Annotated in this window: 17 protein-coding genes; 2 read left to right on the forward strand and 15 right to left on the reverse strand. The window is 50.9% G+C overall.

Features of this window, described 5'->3' with window-relative positions:
• The first annotated feature begins 14 nt into the window (after nucleotides 1-14).
• Nucleotides 15-932 (forward strand): hypothetical protein, encoded by a 918-nt coding sequence (locus F4Y64_02445; GenBank protein MXX96459.1) that lies wholly within the window; start codon nucleotides 15-17, stop codon nucleotides 930-932.
• 392 nt (nucleotides 933-1,324) lie between these two features.
• Here F4Y64_02445 and F4Y64_02450 read toward each other — a convergent pair whose 3' ends face one another.
• The 10 genes from F4Y64_02450 to F4Y64_02495 form a co-directional block, all read right to left on the reverse strand.
• Nucleotides 1,325-2,275, reverse strand: coding sequence for an AAA domain-containing protein (locus F4Y64_02450; protein ID MXX96460.1), 951 nt, complete (start codon nucleotides 2,273-2,275; stop codon nucleotides 1,325-1,327).
• A 153-nt stretch (nucleotides 2,276-2,428) separates the two neighbouring features.
• Complete coding sequence (locus F4Y64_02455) at nucleotides 2,429-3,154, reverse strand: DUF4159 domain-containing protein (protein ID MXX96461.1); 726 nt, start codon at nucleotides 3,152-3,154, stop codon at nucleotides 2,429-2,431.
• Complete coding sequence (locus F4Y64_02460; protein MXX96462.1) at nucleotides 3,147-5,726, reverse strand: tetratricopeptide repeat protein; 2,580 nt, start codon at nucleotides 5,724-5,726, stop codon at nucleotides 3,147-3,149. Before F4Y64_02460 ends, F4Y64_02455 begins: the two co-directional genes overlap by 8 nt.
• Nucleotides 5,726-7,045, reverse strand: coding sequence for an amidohydrolase family protein (locus F4Y64_02465; protein ID MXX96463.1), 1,320 nt, complete (start codon nucleotides 7,043-7,045; stop codon nucleotides 5,726-5,728). Before F4Y64_02465 ends, F4Y64_02460 begins: the two co-directional genes overlap by 1 nt.
• Before the next feature lie 285 nt (nucleotides 7,046-7,330).
• Entirely contained in the window at nucleotides 7,331-7,579 is a 249-nt protein-coding gene (locus F4Y64_02470) for a hypothetical protein (GenBank protein ID MXX96464.1), read from the reverse strand.
• Between the two features lie 28 nt (nucleotides 7,580-7,607).
• On the reverse strand, nucleotides 7,608-8,183 hold the full coding sequence (locus tag F4Y64_02475) for an SRPBCC domain-containing protein (protein ID MXX96465.1): 576 nt from the start codon (nucleotides 8,181-8,183) through the stop codon (nucleotides 7,608-7,610).
• A complete protein-coding gene (locus F4Y64_02480) occupies nucleotides 8,065-9,042 on the reverse strand; it encodes an SDR family NAD(P)-dependent oxidoreductase (GenBank protein MXX96466.1) in 978 nt (325 codons plus the stop codon). Before F4Y64_02480 ends, F4Y64_02475 begins: the two co-directional genes overlap by 119 nt.
• Nucleotides 9,043-9,064: 22 nt before the next feature.
• Nucleotides 9,065-10,060, reverse strand: coding sequence for an SDR family NAD(P)-dependent oxidoreductase (locus tag F4Y64_02485; protein ID MXX96467.1), 996 nt, complete (start codon nucleotides 10,058-10,060; stop codon nucleotides 9,065-9,067).
• Nucleotides 10,061-10,111: 51 nt separating this feature from the next.
• Nucleotides 10,112-11,374, reverse strand: coding sequence for a sulfotransferase (locus F4Y64_02490; GenBank protein ID MXX96468.1), 1,263 nt, complete (start codon nucleotides 11,372-11,374; stop codon nucleotides 10,112-10,114).
• A 2-nt stretch (nucleotides 11,375-11,376) separates the two neighbouring features.
• Nucleotides 11,377-12,519, reverse strand: coding sequence for a hypothetical protein (locus tag F4Y64_02495; protein MXX96469.1), 1,143 nt, complete (start codon nucleotides 12,517-12,519; stop codon nucleotides 11,377-11,379).
• 359 nt (nucleotides 12,520-12,878) lie between these two features.
• Here F4Y64_02495 and F4Y64_02500 point away from each other — a divergent pair, with 359 nt between their 5' ends.
• Nucleotides 12,879-14,507, forward strand: coding sequence for an NAD+ synthase (locus tag F4Y64_02500; GenBank protein MXX96470.1), 1,629 nt, complete (start codon nucleotides 12,879-12,881; stop codon nucleotides 14,505-14,507).
• On the opposite strand, the gene aroQ is transcribed toward F4Y64_02500, so the two are convergent.
• From aroQ to F4Y64_02525, 5 genes are read right to left on the reverse strand one after another with little or no spacing between them, the layout of a single operon-like run.
• Nucleotides 14,504-14,935: a type II 3-dehydroquinate dehydratase gene (aroQ, locus tag F4Y64_02505; GenBank protein MXX96471.1), complete on the reverse strand. Its 432-nt coding sequence runs from the start codon at nucleotides 14,933-14,935 to the stop codon at nucleotides 14,504-14,506. The genes F4Y64_02500 and aroQ overlap by 4 nt on opposite strands.
• 3 nt (nucleotides 14,936-14,938) lie before the next feature.
• Nucleotides 14,939-15,715 (reverse strand): MBL fold metallo-hydrolase, encoded by a 777-nt coding sequence (locus F4Y64_02510; protein ID MXX96472.1) that lies wholly within the window; start codon nucleotides 15,713-15,715, stop codon nucleotides 14,939-14,941.
• 6 nt (nucleotides 15,716-15,721) lie between these two features.
• Complete coding sequence (locus F4Y64_02515) at nucleotides 15,722-15,991, reverse strand: hypothetical protein (GenBank protein MXX96473.1); 270 nt, start codon at nucleotides 15,989-15,991, stop codon at nucleotides 15,722-15,724.
• A gap of 3 nt (nucleotides 15,992-15,994) precedes the next feature.
• Nucleotides 15,995-16,717 (reverse strand): hypothetical protein, encoded by a 723-nt coding sequence (locus F4Y64_02520; protein ID MXX96474.1) that lies wholly within the window; start codon nucleotides 16,715-16,717, stop codon nucleotides 15,995-15,997.
• Nucleotides 16,710-18,443 (reverse strand): Rne/Rng family ribonuclease, encoded by a 1,734-nt coding sequence (locus tag F4Y64_02525; GenBank protein ID MXX96475.1) that lies wholly within the window; start codon nucleotides 18,441-18,443, stop codon nucleotides 16,710-16,712. The genes F4Y64_02520 and F4Y64_02525 overlap by 8 nt, the downstream gene beginning before the upstream one ends.
• Between the last annotated feature and the right edge of the window lie 251 nt (nucleotides 18,444-18,694).

Here is an 18,694-nt window from a genome sequence, read left to right on the forward strand (position 1 = left end):
GAACGAACCATGCGATGGCTGACAAACTAAGCTGGAGCCGTGAACCTATGTCATTTTCCAAACGCCACGGCTATGAGCCACTTCCTGAATGTATGCGCCTAGAGTACCTGTCCGAGCAGGCAAAAACCGCGGTATACAACATCATTGCTGATATCGTGTTAGTCTCAGGTAACTGGGCAGGTATGGAAAGCTTCCCTGCACCTAGAATGTGTCGTCGCGCCATAGCATCGTGCCTCAACAAAAATATACTTGAAGTCCAAGTCTCAAGGGATGAAATTTTAGACGAGCTGCGATCCATTGTGTACGAGTTGTCATTCAATAAGGCGCTGGATCTACTGGAGTACATGGCCAACTATCAGGATGATCAAATCAGATTTGGGGGATCTCAGGAATTAAATGTTCGACTTTCACGATTCTCCCAAGACATCAACAACGCCTTTGACGAACACGGAGTAGCATACGTGTTTGATACCTCTAATAGGCCTTACCATATCTGGCCAAGAACTTCAATGGAACAGGGCGTGACCATTCAAAATGCTGTGGCTACATTGAAACATCATGAACTATCTTCACCTGTTACACACCTGCGAGATGCGGCATCTCATCTGGATTCACGGCAATACTCCGATGCAATTACAGACAGTATACACGCAGTTGAGTCTGTCGTGCGTATTTTCGATCCAGACAATTGTCGGAAGCTCAGCGATGCCGTAAACTCTCTTAGGAGACGGGGCGTGCTCAAGCACCAAGCCCTTGCCGAAGCAATCAAATCACTTTACGGCTATACTAGCGACGAAAAAGGCATTCGAAAAGCGTTGGTCTTTGATCCGAAAGCCAATGTTGACATTAATGACGCTATGTTTATGTTTGGGGCATGTGCATCTTTGGCAGCTTACTTGGCGAATATCTGTCACCCGGAGGGGGAAAGCTAAGGTGTTACAAATTATTTGGTCTAAATGTGATTCGAGTGGCGGATCCTGCACTGAATCCAAGGTATGGTCATATTCACGATAATTATTTCTGGTGATTCCCGCCATACTTGGTTACAAATATTGTACAGGTGAGGCTACAATATTTGATATTGTGAGAGCAGAACAAATCGGGCATTTATGGCCCAAACAAGGCTTAAACAAAAACGCCGATCGTGCTCCGATCATCGCTAAATCCCAGGTAATAGCTACTCTCAGTTCCCAAATCCTCAAACCTTCATCCAACGAAGCGTCCTACCATACCAGTGTATAATTCCCATCCCTTTTGTTTGATAGACTCGTTTTTCCCTATCTAGCTGCTGAGACCATGGACAACAATCGCAAAAATTCTACCGCTAGGAAAGGCCGCTCACGGGCTCGGGCACCTCAGACAGAAGTCGATCGATCACCGACTCTACGGTCACCCCTTCACTCTCTGCATAGAAATTCGTTAACACTCGGTGGCGAAGAACCGGATGGGCCAAGGCGTGAATATCTTCAATGGCCACATTGTAGCGCCCTCGTAATGCAGCACGGACCTTACCTCCAAGCAGCAGGTACTGCGTTGCCCGCAGACCTGCACCCCAACTCACCCAATTCGAAACAAACTCCAGAGCTTCCGCCTCCTTTGGACGTGTACTGCGGACCAGATCCACCGCAAACTGCGCTACGTTCTGGGGAACAAATACACTACGAACTTCGTGCTGAAAAGATAGAATATCCACCCCGGACAAGACCTTCTCAACCGGCTCCCGGTCACGGCTGGTCGTCTCCAGAGCAACGGTCAACTCATCCTCCGCAGATAAATAATCGAGCACGATGTTGAACATAAACCGATCCAATTGTGCTTCCGGCAAAGGATAAGTCCCCTCAAGCTCAATCGGGTTTTGAGTTGCAAGTACGAAGAAGGGCTTGTCCAGTGAATAGCGCTCCCCGGCAGCAGTGACTTGGTATTCCTGCATCGCTTCCAGTAAGGCTGCCTGTGTTTTGGGCGGGGTACGATTGATCTCGTCCGCGAGGATGATGTTGGCAAAAATGGGGCCCTTGACAAACTCAATGGTTCTGCGACCAGTCGTGCGATCCTCGTCCAGCATGTCCATTCCCGTGATGTCCGCCGGCATCAGATCCGGGGTGAACTGAATCCGCTTATAGGACAGATCCAACATCTCACCAAGAGACCGGATCAATAGCGTCTTTGCAAGGCCGGGAACTCCTGTCAATAGACAGTGACCGCCTGCAAAAAGTGCGATCAGGACCTGCTCAATCACATCATCCTGACCAACGATACGGCGGCGGATCTGTGACATAATTTGTGACTTGCCTTCGCGAAGACGCTCAAGTGCTTGATTTTCCGTCTCTAGAGTTGCCAAAATCAATGGGGTTTAAAGTGCAGGCGTGATACTGAGTACCGGCGAAAATGTGGCTAATCCATCCTGATCATGACACAATCAAGTCACTCTTCAGTGGGTAAGTGCATACATCACAAAATTGATTCCCATCTGAAAACTGACCGTAGAGGCATTCTCAAAATCCCGATCAGGATATTCCCAACCATCACCGATATCCTGGTTGTGATTTGCAAGTGCAACCAAGCGACCACTATCGTCGAAGTAGGCCATATACCGGTCATATTCAAACGTCCCGAAGTACCCGCTGACCAAAGAAGGGGCGGCAACCGGGTCAATATCAAAATAAATACTCCATATCGGATGGTTTGGGGGAAGCTCCACCGGTTCCCGGTTCGGAAATACGCGCTGCATTTGCTCGTAAAAGTTGTACCATTCGTAATCCCCCCGAAAATCATCTAAAAGGAGGAATCCGCCCCGGTTGAGATACTCGCGCAACTGTTCCACCTCTTCGTCTGTCATATGCCAATATCCCGGCTCACACAGATAAAGGATCGGATGTTCAAAGATCGCTGGATCCATCAGATCCAACACCAGATAAGGTTCTTCAACGTGAATCGTGGTCGTCCGCTTGAGGGCAATATAAAAATTCTGCTCTGCGACCGGATAATCGTGCGCCCACATGGGGCCTCCACCACGACCCCATCCCCGCTGCTGCATCCCAGGTGTCTCAAACCGCACCCGCACAAAACGAAACCCGTAGTCCGCCTGGGCCCAAGCTTCTTGTACGATTCCAAGCGATAATAAAGCAGCTGCAACGAGCCAAACCCGTTTAGTCATTCGGATGATCTACAATCTTCAGCAGCAGCCTTTGTGCCTCGCGGTACCCGGGTGCAATTTCCAGGGACTGCAGCACAGCACGTTTCGCTTCGGCCATCTGCCGGTTATGGTATAGACTCATCGCAAGCGCGTATTGTGCCTCTGCACGATTGACCGGCTCAAGCGCCAGGATGGCCCGCCGCTTTTCTACCTCATGTACGTGTTGACCCGCATCTGCGTACAGTTCTGCCAACCGCCCGAGGACCTCCATGTTGTAGGGTGCCGTGTAGCGCGAACGGGTTAGATATTGCACTGCCGAGGTGGTGTCCGCCTGCTGGAGCAGTATTTCTGCCAACTCAATCGCGTACTGCTCTCCATAGGGCTGGATTTCAAGATAGTCCTGTAAGACCTGGGCAAGCTCCGCCGTCTGATTTCGCTGGCGATAAATATTGACCAAGCCTTCATATGGATTGCCGGGACCAGTATAGTCTGAATAGAAATCTAATGCTTTGCGATAGGCGGATTCGGCAACCTCCAGATCTCCCTGCTCCAAGGCTTTTTCGGCACTCGTAAGGAGTCCATAAAACGAATCCTGGCCTGCCTGAGCCAAATAGCTGGCTAGATTCCCCCCGTGCTGTTCCTCGGTCAACATGTCCGGCCACCCTTGTAGCACCGGGTCAAGACGTGTACGCTCGCGGTCCAGATGCCCCCGGAATTCTTTGTCCAGTTCACTGCGTGATTTCCCGAATACACTTTGCATGGCCGCCTCTTCTGTCTGTCCCTGGCTCAAGGCACTCAGAAGGCGTGTCAGCGCATCAAATCCGTACTCTGATGAAAGAAAATCCACAACGCGGTACGCGTGGTAGTAGCTCAAGAGAACCTGCCCCTGAAATGTCGGGCGTGTAAACCCACGATCAATGTTTTCAAGGTCATAGAGCCGGTCCTGGTCATAGGCGGTGAAGAACTGAATCTCCATATCACGCCTCCACGCCGGATTTGCCCGCACTTCTTCATAAACCGATAGTCCCTCGGTCAACCATCTAGATATGCGGTAATCACTCAGGCCGACCGTCATCGTGTGCGCCAACTCATGCCAAAGCGTACGTGCCCAGTTGTACGAAATATCCGGTTGCGCCGCCGGTGTGTTCATTGCCACAACATCCCCAAAGCAAACTCCCAACAGCCCGACATGAGGAATCCCCGCTACGCGGACCGCGAAGTCGTCGGCATCATTGTATGCTTCCAGCAAGATCCGATCTGGGGGCTGATACCCGTAATGAGCTTGCAACGCTTCATAGGCCCGTTCCGCTTCGCGCAACATGATCGGCCCCAGCACTTTCTCCTCGCTCGAATGAATTCGGAGTGTAAAATGAGCACTGGTTAGGGTAGAAAATTGATCCAGCTCATCCAACAGGCTCAAGCTGTTGGCGGCGTAAAGATTGAAGCCGTCGCTGGCATAGCTGCGCTCCAGATAGGTACGTGCAGACTGGACTTCTCCCAGACGCATAAGTGCGGTTGCATACGTTGCATTTGCCGCCGCATTTTCTGGATTTGATTCCACTGCTTTTTGTGCGTACGTGGCCGCATCAGGATACCTGAACCGCAGAGCCAGATCTTCGCTCAGAACCCGGTAGAAATCAGCCAACTGGCTGGTTCGCTGACTCACAGTGACCTCGACCTGGCTCACTGCCTCGTAGTTGCCCTGCACATGCTGTGCGGCGACATAGTGTGCCCACGCCTCCAGATGTCCTGGATCCTGATCCAAAGCCGCGCGAGCTACAGATTCCGCCTCCGTGTAGTTGCCATCCAGCAGATGCAACCTGGCCATCAGTGCCAACGCCGGTGCATACTGCTCTGCGATCTGAAGTGCCTGTTTTGCCAGCTCTTCTTTTCTGGCATAGGATCCCGTGACGGAAGCCAGCTTTACGTACGTTTCCGGGCGATTTGGGTTAATGGAGAGAGCTTTGTTGTACCGCTCATTTGCAAACGCTTCATCATGAGTTCTCTGATATAGATCTCCGTGCCATAACAAAATCTGAACATTATCCGGTTCCAGCCTCAGCGCGGTTGAGAACGCCTCGTTTGCCTCGTGATATGCGCCGAGTTGCTTTGCTGCCTGGGCTCCGATCGCAAGGCCTCTGGCCGTAGTGAATCCACCTTGCCTTAAGCGACTGTTAATGATGGAGTACAGGCGGTTTGCCTGACGGGAATTTCCGCGAAGGCGATGCAGATCGGCCAGTTCCAGCCCCGCACGCCAATAGTCATTTCTGGATTGAATGGCCGTGATGTACGCGTCCTCTGCCCCATCCCAGTTCCCCAGCGCCATGTGAATACGGCCGATTGCATAGTTCACATACTCCGGCTGAGAGGAATTGCGCAGTAGCTGCTGCGCTCTGCGAAGCCCTGACTCATGATTGCCGGTCTGCAGATAGGTTTCGAAGTACCCTTCAATGTTCACACCATACAGGCTGTCCGCAAAGGCTTCGCGCGCCTCGCTGTATTGTCCTACATTTAAAAGGTCCTCTCCATTCTGCGCCTGGGACACTACGGAGGTACCTCCCAGAAGAATCACAAGGAGAGTGAAAGTCCGCATTAGCGCCGGTTCGGTACGCTGTGGGATTCTTCAATGCTTTCCAGACGCACTTGGATGTCGGCGCGAGACAGCCAGTTCCCCCGAACCATCACCCCAGACAACTCCTTCAATTTAGCCAGATCGTCTAGGGGATTTCCGTCCACCAGAATCAGATCGGCCCGGGACCCTTCACTGATTGTACCGAAGGTATCCTTATGGGCAAGGTATTCACCTACTGCGCGTGTGCCTGAATCAAGAATCGCATAGTTCGACATGCCGGCATCCACCATACGCTTAAGCTCACGATGCAGAGAGAACCCCGGTACGCTGAAAAGCTGGGGAGAATCCGTCCCCATGAGAATTCGGACTTCCGACTCATTGAGTGCACGCAATACCCGCATCCGGGTACGAATCAACTCGAGGGCGGCAGCTCTGTCATACCCCGGATTACGCTGTCGCTCTTCAACCGCCCGAAACCAGTAATCAACCACCGTGCGCGGCATATACTTGAGTTCGTCGTATGCACGGAGATCCTCCAGATCAATCGTCCCGTACAGAACTTCCCAAAACGCCATGGTAGGCACGATCCAGGCACCTTTTTCCTTGGTGAGTGCAATGGCTTCCTCAAGCATCTCGTCTTCTGGACGATTCTGTGAACGAAGATATTCAACATATCCATCGACATGATCAAACGTCTCCTGGTCCATATTTAATGCGTGGATCAGGCCTACATCCGCAGGCACATGCCCGCCAAAACGAATCCCCTCTTCCGCTGCTGTGCGCGCCATCGCATCAAATTCATCTTTCGTCAGGCCTGGATGCACCTTCAACAGATCCCATCCTTCCGCCACCTGCGACCGAGCCATTGCAACGGCCTGCTCCGGTGAGTTCACCGAACTGCCATTAAAGCTAGGCCCCGCAAGATACAGGTTTGGCGCAATCAGTTCACTGTTGTTGGCACGCTGCCGAAGCTCCAATTGTCCCTCCGCCCCAAGCATTCCTCGGACCGTGGTGATACCATTGGCCACGTACAGGAACAGCACATCTTCGGTGTATTGTTCCGGCTCATCTGGTCGTGGTATATGGCCATGCATTTCTGCGAGCCCAGGCATCAGGAACTTCCCCGTCCCATCAATAACATTGGCACCACTGGGAACCTCAACCTCCGCTCCAATCGATCGAATCCGATCCCCTTCAACCACCACCGTATGCGCAGCTAAGACCTGATCGCGATCCATGGGAAGGACCATCACGTTGGTAAATGCGGTAATATCCTGTGCTTGAGCCAAGCTGCAGATAAAAAGACCGAGAAAGAAATAGATGCCTGTTTGCGTTTTCATGGTGCTACAATGGAGAATGCGTTGCGGTTAATCGGTTTACTTCCAAGCACTACATAGTGTCTCGTAGTGATGTGGGGGACGTTCCCCACAGCGCGACTACTTATTGTCTCATTCACTAAACCAATCGAATAATGCCTAGATGAATTTTTTGTCATCGTAATGCTTGTACCAGCCCTACTTTGTCACACAGATTCGATACTTAACATAGCAGTTTTTGTCTAAAACTTCCATTGTTGGTACCTTCTTGATATAGTCCTGTCGGCGAGCACAATACCTGAGAATAGATCAGTTGCCAAGAAGATCGCAACCTTCCTGCAAATCAGCACCTCCAAACTCGTCCTCTATGCACACCCGAAACTCACGGAGGGAGGCGAGTTCTCTGGCGACCAAAGATGGAACACGCTCCTTGTGTTTCAGATCCGGTGCGACACACATAGCACCGATTCCTGAAAGTCGGTCCCTAAGCCACGTGATCTCTATGCCCGGCGGAAGACACTTCCTGCGCCGCTGATACTTACCCAGAAGTGCAAGCACGAGGGCAGGGCCTCCCGTTCGGCAACGGCTATATTGCTTCCGCTTGGATTTTCAATCCCTTGGCCACATCATTGAAACCGCGCCGCATATAGCCGGCAAAACAGCAGTACACGATTGGCGCGAGTAATCCCGTCAATTTGTCAATGTTGTAATAGCGACAACTTGTATTGTCAACATGTTCGAGGTGCTGCTCTCGTTTTGCGAACAGTAGCCAGTGAGCTCCGAATTTCTTTTCCCAAGCAATAAGACGGGGTTTTTCGAAAGCGCAGAGACGTTCGGTGATTCCAAACTTGATGGGCCCCATCCTTACCAGAAGATTTATGGGAGATCCAATCGCAAAATCTGTCTGGATCTTTGACGTAAACGGATTCCATTCGCCATATTTTCGAGTATCAGTCAGAACAGTCCAAACTACCTCGTTGGAGGCGTTGATGTCAACTGGATTGGTACGAATTATAAATTCCCGAGAGATCATGAGTTTGCAGTCAGGTGACAGTCTTGAGCCAGGCTTCCGACTGGTTCCACAGCATTTTCGCGGCGGACATCTGTCTGGCCTGTTCGCTTGGTCTGGCAATCTTGCAGCGCTCGTAGTAACATCCGCCATGTAGCGCAGGAGTGCTAGAGCACATTACCACGGTTTGTGCCCCATATTTCCGGTGCAACAATACCAATGATGTCATGGCAGAACTCATGCGGTTCAAGGTGCTGCCGATTCGTCCAGTCATCGGCTTCATTTGTGTAAGGTTCGTGTGAACGGACCCAGGATGTAGTGCTACGGATCGCAGATTGAATTCCTTCGAAAACTGTCGGTTGATCTCGACTGAAAGATGGATGAGTGCCAGTTTCGACGTCCCGTACGCATTCCAGGAATGGTAGCGTTTCGTACTATCGAATAAGTCCTCATTACTCACGCTGTCATGTAGATGAGAGGATACGTTTATCACCCGAGCATCGCCGTCTTCCAAGCCACTCTGTTTTAGACATGGGAGCAGCAGATTCGTCAGATGGAAGGGTCCTAAATAGTTGGTTCTCCAGTGAATTTCGAAGCCATCCTTGGTCAGGGGCGGCTTTCGTCGTGGACGGAAGATATTCTTGTGGATACCCGCGTTGTTAACCAAAACATGAAGCTTTCCGTCATACTCGCGAAGAAACCAGGTTGCAAAACTGGAAGTGCTCTTCACATCACACAGGTCAAGCGTTCTGGCCATGATGTTGCCATCGGCACCTGTGCGTTGTAAATCATTCTTAAGGCACGTTTCGGTCGTTTCTGCGTCATGCAGACTGGTAACGATAACGTGTGCACCCCAACTCGCAAGGATCTTGGCAGTCTCATACCCAATGGAATTGGGAGATGCGCCCGTCACAATGACCGTCCGACCGGACATATCAACACGTTCTGCCATCGGCTTGCGCATGCATAGCAACCAAAGGTGACGAACCGACTTGGCAAATGTATGGGGCATTTTCTGCAGTGATAATATGGCGCTAGAGCTTTGCCATCAGTTCCGCACTGGCTTCCCATAGCCTGGAGCCATTCTCTGGATCGGAGGCACTTGGCGAAACAGATTTCCGTTGCATCAGGTGCAAATACATCCCCGTGCTATAGCCCGCTTCTTCGGAACAGCACAGATAAATTGCCGGCTTTACAGCCTGTTCTGGAGATTGCAAGAGATACCGCAGAAGAGGCTTGACTACGGGCTTGAGCGGTGTCGGGGTATCCCTTGCAATGTTCGAAGCAATACCTCCGGGACACATTGAATGTACCGCGACTTCGATACTGTCGCCTTGATTCAGGCGTCGGGAGAGCTCGGTGGCGTACGTACACTGAAGTAGTTTACTGATGCCGTAATGTCTGAGACTATCCTTCGTTTTGTAATCTTTGAACGTACCCAAATGATCAAACTCAATGACATGGGAGGATCGGTGTGCCTCGGATGCGACAAATATAATTCGCGGTGTCTTTCCAGGGTGTCTGGATGGACGAATCACCCCATCCTTCAACCACCGATCAATCAGTATACGTGAAGAGAGGAAGTGTACAGTAAACATCATCTCAAATCCTTGTGGGGATTTTCTGGCTCTGGGAGGCATCAGTCCAGCATTCATCAGTGCAATATCAATGCGGATTCGGCGAGATGCCATCAAGTCACAAAGGTGATGGACGGATTTGACGTCTGCCAGGTCAACTTCCATCAATTCTATGTTCGAAGATCCAGACAGCCTCTGTATTTCCTGACAAATTCCTCCATGCCCGGGCCGACAGGCTAAAATCATATTTCCTCCGCGCCGCGCAAGTTCAACCGCAGCAGCTTTCCCAAGGCCGCTATTGGCTCCGGTCACCAGACAGGTCCTGCCGTCAATTCGGATATCTTCGGGAACCATGGTAACTTCAGCGTGCTTCGGCTGCCTGAGATCTCGGACAGCAGCAACCATCGCACTGAAGGGCGTGCCATCTCCAACTAATTTGGATTTTTTCTTCACGGAGTCCTCAATTTTGACCTGAACTGCTCGTACAAGATCAAGTCAGATGATTCATTCAAACGGGATCGTGTATTTCTCACGGTAGCCAGAAAAATGTTCTTCGATGACCTCCTCGCTCAACCCAAAATCATTCAAGCTATAGGAATGTCGCCCAAAACGATTTTGCGGATTGGCCTTGATATACTGTCCTGCCTGCCGCACTGCTTCGTCATCAAAATTAATTCCGATCCACTCATAGATCTCCCGAAGCTGGGTTACGGGATCCGCAATCAAGTCGTAATAGGACACATCCATGAACCGGTCGGTCTCTTCACCGGATCGAACCATTTCGGTGACTTCAATCATTCTGCGTATTTTCCGGCACCAGTGTCGCGCAATTTCTTCGGGATCCACCTGATCACTAAAAATACCTCGACCATGTGCAACCATACTACAAAATGACGGCAAAGCCTTTCGTGGATCGCGGTGGGTCAGTACAATTTTCGCATCTGGGAAAGTATTCAGAAATATATCCAAATACTCCATGTGATTTGGAGTCTTCAGCACCCATTGACTACCCGGACGCTGCCAACACAGAACTTTCAGTACCCCGCGAAGAAATTCGTAGGCCTGGGTATGGTCCTGATCCTCCAGCCAACGCGAATACGATGGAACGTGCATCGTCGCCTCCGGTGATTGACTCATAAAACTCAGGTCCAACAACATAACATCTTCCTCCGGCTCACGACGGCTGATCGGGTGTATCGACTTGAATTGTGGTGACAAATAGGAGATTGCCTGATGCGCCATGAATGAGTAAAACTTGCGGCTGAAAGTCCCACGCCTGTTCATGTTACCCGCCGGGACTGGTTCAAGCAGTTCTCCCCCAGAAATGCCACGGATGGCAGGATTGGTATTCAATAAGCGTTGGAGTAGTGTCGTGCCAGTACGCTGCAGCCCAGTAACAAGAATGATTTTGCCAAGATCAACCTCATTTATTTCAGGGTGCTTTCTGAGTAGATCCCTGATCCGAAAACGATGAACCAACGCGCGGGTGAGTCGAGATTTTTGTACTAGCCTGCCGGTGGCAGTCAGACGAGCTTCGTCGTTCATTGATTTGACCAGCACTTCCAGGGCCTCGAAAAATTTACTATCGCCCAAATCTTCCAGTCCCGTTATTCGTTTCGCCTGCTCTACAAGTACCTCGGCCTCCAAATATCCTGGCGGGCCAAATCTCCCACTCAGACCGTTATAAACTTTGATAAAGAACGGGCGATAGGGACGCTCATAGTCCGTTGTTGTTACGAAGTCGCTCTTGCCCATCTCTTGCCACACGACTAACTCTTACGGCTACTCAACTTGACCAATTGGGTATGGGGTTGAGGAGATTCCTGCGCTCGTACCCACCGAAAGCACATAGTCCCAGAAGAGTGACCAGCGGTATCTAGCCAGTTGGGCAGGCCCGGATCTTCATGTGCGACAACCAGCCTTACGAAGTTGTCATCTTCATAGTGTGCCAGATGCTTATTTGTGTGAATCCTATGATATCGGTAATCCAGAGATTCCATCCAGTAATTGTTCAACTGAAAATTCCAGTATTCACATTCTGGGGGCGTAACCTCAATCAGAAGAGCCTCGTCCTCTGCAATCGCCCAGTGACTATGATAATAGGTGATGTTTGGATCGCCTCCAGCGGCCCGTGAAACTTTTGGATCAAACATCGGCAACATGTTGCTGTGTTTCTGGAAATCCCGCGCCCACTTGGAAAATAATAACGGTGCCCCTGCTACCAATGCTCCTGCCTTTTTCAATCCTTCATCAAGCTTCACAGGTGTTAATGGGGCGGGGAGTTGCTCATGTTCTGGACAGTTAATGCGCTCAATCCGCAATTCTGCGGGAGTCTCTACTGTCCGATCAAGGAAAGTTTGACGCACAACCAAAGTGCCCGTCTCGGTGGTCATGGGTAGCCAATTCCCCGATTGAGGCTTGGAACTGAGGATAAGTTCGAATCTCCCGCTTGCATCCATTTCGATCTCATCCGATTCAATATATCCTGTAGGTGGCAAGCCGCGACCCTGACCATAATGGCCGGATTGAGTACCAAAGCTCAAATATGCAATCGTATTTCGCTGCCCATAGATCTTGTACTCATAGTTTCCGTTCAGCGCAGCTGTTTGATAGAAATTGTCTGGATTGTCGGCACCCAGTTTAGTCACCTCATCAACTACTCGATGCAAGACAGGTGCGTTGGTATCCGCATGTTCGACGAACGCCATAAGGCCTGCACGGGCGATACGACTGAGGTACCGATACCCTTCCGCCTGATTGAATGGATCCTGTGGAGCACCGGGGAATTGTAGTCCAGCACCCGCCGCCTTAAGAGAATCACAGAATTCGTCCCAGGTTTTTCCACTGACGATCCGGTGAGCAGCTACGTCCTCTACCGTCCGACCACGAAATCGCCGGATCAGGAGGGACATTCGTCGAAAGAGGCTTAGGAGACCAATGCCGAGCTTGCGCATGATTTACCACTTCAAATGTATGCTGGCCCAATCGCCCATTAACTGTGCGACGCCATAATCTAAGATTCGCCCGTTAAATCCCGGAGTGGGAAAGGGGATAGAGTGAGCTCAGAGTCCGATTTAGTTTCGGGTGAATCCGAGGGATCAGACACATTATTTTCTAGATTTTCCCGCTGCTGTTTGTACCTATCGCATATTTCAGGGTTCAAATCTTCATTCTGGGAGAAAATATCAAATGCCTGTTCGTGTTTTCACCGTGTTACAATGGAGAATGCATTGCGGTTAATCGTATTACCTAAGGATACTAGGGATTCCATATGAAACTGGCATTGGCACAAATAAATACGGTTGTCGGAGATCTGAGGGGAAACTCAGACAAGATTCTGCACTACTCCGAGAAAGCACATGCTCGCGGTGCCGATCTGGTAGTATTCCCTGAATTGACCTTCACAGGGTACCCTCCGATAGACTTGTTGGAGTCCAGAGATTTTGTGACCCGCGAACGTCAGCACCGCCAGAAACTGGTAAAATTGCTCCCTAGAGGACTGGGGGTGCTCGTCGGAGGGTTGGCACTCCACAAAGGACATGGAAAGCCTCTGCACAACGCAGCATATCTGTACGAAGATGGCCATTGTGTCGGGGTCTATCATAAACAGCTTCTGCCCACCTACGATGTATTTGATGAGCTGCGATACTTCGCGCCAGGATCGTCTCCCACCATCCTTCGCTGGCGTGGCCTGAATCTGGGCGTTCATGTTTGTGAGGACCTTTGGAATGTGCACGATCTGGATCGAAAGCCTTATTCACACGATCCAGTTTCTATCCTGGCCACGCAGTCCCCGGACATTTTTATCAACCTCTGTGCCTCCCCCTTTGCGATTGACAAGCATCTTGAGCGTTATGCACTCATGGAGACCGTTCGTCAAAAGTACGGACGGCCCTATGTCTTCACGAATCTGGTTGGAGCAAATACGGACTTGATTTTTGATGGACGAAGCTGTGTCATGCACGGGGGTAACGTGCTTGAAGCCCCGGCATTTGAGGAAGCACTGCTGGAGTGGGATACAGAGAAAACGCCAAAATCAAAAACTGTCTTCATCCCTGCGAGGAAGCAGGTGCGGGAAGCCTTGACCTTGGGAATTCGGGATTACATGAATAAAACCGGGATTCAAAGGGAGGTAATTATTGGTCTGAGTGGAGGCATTGACTCCGCCGTGACCGCTACGCTTGCAGTGCGTGCATTGGGACCAGAGCGGGTCATTGGCGTATCCATGCCCTCAAATTTCTCTTCCACAGGGTCGAAAGACGATGCCAAGCACCTTGCATCGAACCTTGGAATAAACCTGATTACGATTCCGATTCAACCCCTGATGGATGCTTTTAACGATGCTCTTCGCAAACCCTTCGAGAATTACGATCAGGATGTGACGGAAGAGAATATTCAGGCGCGTATACGGGGAACGTTGGTCATGGCTTTTGCCAACAAGTATGGGGGAATGGTACTTGCCACTGGGAATAAAAGTGAGCTTGCGATGGGATACGCGACGCTGTATGGCGACATGAGTGGTGGACTTGCGGTTCTGGGAGACCTCTACAAAACAGAGGTCTATGAGTTGGCAAAATTGTTGAACAGGCCAAAAAGAATCATTCCTGAATCCACAATGCGCAAGCCCCCCTCGGCCGAGCTGAGTCCGGGTCAAAAAGATTTGGACTCCCTGCCACCGTACGATATCCTGGACAGAATCCTTAAGCAGTACATCGAACAGCTGATGAGTGTCGAGGAGACGGCTGAGTTTCTGGATTACGACGAAGACCTTGTCCAGGAAATCGTCCGCCAAGTGAACTGGACTGAATTCAAGCGGCGACAGGCCGCACCGGTCCTGCGACTGCGCCCGAAAGCATTCGGGAGTGGGCGGAGAGAGCCTATCGTTGCCCGGCGCCCCTAAGCGTTCGCCCTGAGCCAACGGACAGCCAGACTGTATCCGACGGTGCCTAAACCTGAGATTTGTCCCACACAGACCGGTGCCAGGTGAGAAAAATGTCGAAAGGCCTCCCGAGAGTAAATATTGCTGAGGTGAACCTCAATCACCGGGGTTTCGATTGCCCTCACTGCATCCCGCAATGCCACCGATGTATGGGTATAGGCTCCCGGATTGAACACGATCCCGCTCAGGCCTGAGCGGTGCCCTTCGTGGAGGCGATCAACCAGATCCCCTTCATGGTTGCTCTGATAAAACGACAGATCCGTATCTGGAAACTCACTCCGCAAGTCAGCTTCAAGCTGCTCCAGAGATACTTCCCCATATTGATCGGGCTCCCGATCTCCCAAAAGGTTGAGGTTTGGACCGTTCAGGACAAGAATTTTGTGTTCCATAGGTTAACTTGCGTTCAGCGTCATTCCGTCATACCCAAACAGCATCGTCTCCGGCAGTTGTGCACTCTCACGTGCGTGGAGGACCTGATGGGACATGTGAATAAATACAGTTTGTTTTGCATTGATTGTATGGGCAATGTCTACAGCTTCCGTAATTGAATAGTGGCGGGGATGTTTCTGTGGTCGGAGTGCATCCAGTACAAGCAACTCAAGATCCTGAAGTTTATGATACTCGGTTTCAGGGATATGGCTCACATCTGTCAGGTACGCAAAATTTCCGAGCCGATATCCATTCAAGTGCATCCTGCCATGCATGACCTCAATCGGAGTGACCTTGACGAAATCGGAACTGCCGTACCGACTCCCGATCTTGAATGGGGCCTGTGCGATTTTCAGATCCAATGTACCCGGATATATACCGTTTTTATCCCATACATAGGGGAAGATACGCTGCAGAGTATCTATGCTCTGCCGGTGCGCAAAACAGGGGATGGGAGCTTTGCAGTCAAAAAAGTACGGTCGTAAATCATCCAGCCCCATCACATGATCAAAGTGATGATGCGTCCAGAGCACGGCATCCACCTGGCGCACTCGGGCACGTAGCATCTGTACCCGAAAATCCGGCCCCGTATCAATGACAATACTAAGATCTCCAGCCTGAACATGACATGCCGTACGCAGACGTCTATCTCGTGGATCTCTGGACTGACATGTCTCGCAATCGCAGCCAATCATGGGGATCCCTACGGATGTGCCAGTACCCAATAGCGTAATGCGCATACATCTTCACTCAAATGAGTACCTTTGGATAGTCGATTCTACGTGCTTGCGCATCCCTTTGCGTATGGAAACACCCTGAAGCGGAACACCCTTCAGCGCACGTGCCAGAACCCCGAGGTGCACCTCCGTTGGATGATGCCGATTCAAAACGATCAGTTTGCTTCCATCGAGCGTGCAGGATCCACCCCGAAATTGACCCTTATCCCATCGAATCTTATACCCAGATTTTCTCGCTGCGTCCTCCATAGCTCGTAGAATGGCTTTATCCTTGGTCATCGCTCAAAACCAGATACCTGCGGACAAAATATGCACTTGACTAGCGTAGTCATACACCTCATCGACACTATCTGAAAACGATCGCGATCCATTGATATTCCAGAGCTGATAACGGAATGTATACCCGATCGAGAGACCTAAGTGTGAAAATACTTCAGCAACAAAGAAGCGCGCCTCCGCATCTACGGCCCAGGACAAACCGACCGCATCCACGATCTGACTCCCCGTAATTCCGACAAGTGGGATTGCCCGCAACCGCGCCCGTGCACGTTCATTGAAAGAGTGCACCAATTCACCACCCGCACCGAACAGGATCGCTGTCGCTCCGAGGGGCTCAACGTTTTTTTCTGCCGTCGTCCTACGCCACGCCGTCAAGAACCCCATCGGCATGGAGAGTGTCGTATTCTCTCTTCTGACCCTGGCAAACGAGGGAGCGAGCCAGCCCACTGCAGAGATATCAAGAAAGGTGCGTGGCTCACCGGAGCGGCCAAAGAGCAGGGAAGCACGTACCTGATTGCCGATATAAGAAAGCCCCACGCCGACCCCCTGGTAATCATAATTGCCGCCGGTGATCTCCGAGCCCACATAAGCATGATCAATCATTCCAATGCTGAACTCTCCACCATGCATTCCGCGCTCAAGAGCCCGATTCTGTGCGGCGATCTCCATAGGGATCAGCATCAGGAGCAGGGCCACCAATGAACCCCTGCGGACTTTCTCATGCATTGTTTGTCGCTTTTTGTCGTCGGGGTGATTGACGCTTCCGGGAAGTCTGGCCGTTATTGTTCCTGCGCGACTTTCGTCGATCCACGGTTTTGTTTGCCTGTTTGGGCTTTTTGGGTGAGGGTTGTTTTGATTGTGCTTTGATGCGGACCATCCGGGGGCTTAAATCCGTGATGTCATGCTCACTTGTGGCATCCAAAAACCTGAACTCGTCCGGGCGTAGCTGCTCGGCTTCAACCACCGTGATCCGGTGCTTATACTGGCGCTGCCATTGTGCCTTTTTGCTACGACGCCATGTGCCACGATTCACCCAGGCAGCTGTGAACGGATGCAGCTGCAAATGCAGGCTACCACCATCATGTTTTTTCAGCCACTTTTCGATTCTTTTTTCGATGGCCTCTGGATCCGGTGGGGGTGTCCTATTGATCCGTGATTTTTGTGCTAGCCGGTGTGTTGACGTCACGCTGACACGCTGACGCTCACGAGCAATTTGCACGATCCCCAGTTCGCTCATTGGAAGATTCTCCGCCTGTGACCGATCGGTACTCAATTCCTGCGTAAGCGCTTGATCTACTTTTGCTCGATTCTTCTCGTTCCGCAGATCAATAAAATCAATCACAATCAGGCCACTCAAGTCTCGTAGGCGTATTTGGCGCGCAATTACCTCCACGGCCTCAAGATTGACCTGCAATGCGAATTCTTCTGGATCATTTTTTGAACGGGTTCGCCCTGAATTCACATCAATCACATGCATCGCTTCTGTTGCCTCGATGATGAGTGATCCACCGGAGGGTAGACTGACTTGCGTATCGAAGACCTCATTGATCTGATCCTCAACCCCGGCCGCTGCGAAGACCGACTTGCGACCTTTATGTTGCTTGACCGCCTTGATCATGTGGGGGGCAACCGCCAGAATATACCCGCGAATGGCCCGATACATTCGATGATTATCCACCAGAATGCGAGAAAAGTCATCAGAGAATAAATCCCGGATAATGGAAGAGGCTAGATTCACATCTTCGTACAGTTTTATGGGCGGATTCGGGGATCCCTGTAATTTTTTTTCGACCTTTCCCCACCGATCCATGAGCAACTGAAGATCCAATTCCAGTGCTTCTTCATCCTTTCCTTCGGCAACGGTCCGGGCAATCAGACCAAACCCGGATGGACGGATTTTTTTCATGATAGAGCGCAAACGCTGACGCTCTTTTCGGTTGTCAATCCGCCGCGAGACAGCACTGTAATCTGCAAGTGGAATCAGCACAAGAAAACGTCCAGCCAGTGAGATGTCCGTGGAAAGCCGGGGGCTCTTACTGTGGTAGGGCTCCTTGGTAATCGTGACGAGAATCTTCTGTTTGGACTTCAGCAAGTTAGAGTCCCCCCAACGGCGTCGGGGTGGACCACTCTGAGGCGGCGTTTTTGCCTTTTTTGATGCCCAGACCTCCATGATTTTGGAGACTTGGGGTTTCGGATCTTCCACCAGAGCGAGTTGCTGCTCAAGGTTATCCGTGAGACCGGAGAAGTGCAAAAACCCATGCTGATCCTCTCCGATATCCACAAATGCCGCTCGAAGTCCCGAGCGGAATGCATCAATGCGACCCAGGAAAATGTCTCCTACGGTTCGCTCGTTATCTGGATTTTCTATGTAAAACTCCACCAACTTCCCTTTGTCCACGATCGCAACTCTCGTTTCCCTGGGCGTGGTGTCAATAATGATTTCTTTTGACATATAGGCTAATTTTGGACGCGCTTAGCATGACCCTCGGAGGTACGAATCTTGTCGTTCCTGCCAGCGAGGGAGACCACGGTCGGACTGCGGAAGGTATCGTAGCGCGCTGGCATTGATCGCGTGCCATAACGGCCCGTGATCAAGTTTCGGTATAATTAATTTGCTACGTTACGAAAATGCCCGCTAATTGATCCAATTTAGGCACATCATCAGAGTTGGAACGTTAAACTGTGAAATTTACTGGCCTGCTC

It is taken from the genome of Rhodothermaceae bacterium (genome assembly GCA_009838195.1).
Taxonomy (GTDB): domain Bacteria; phylum Bacteroidota; class Rhodothermia; order Rhodothermales; family Bin80; genus Bin80.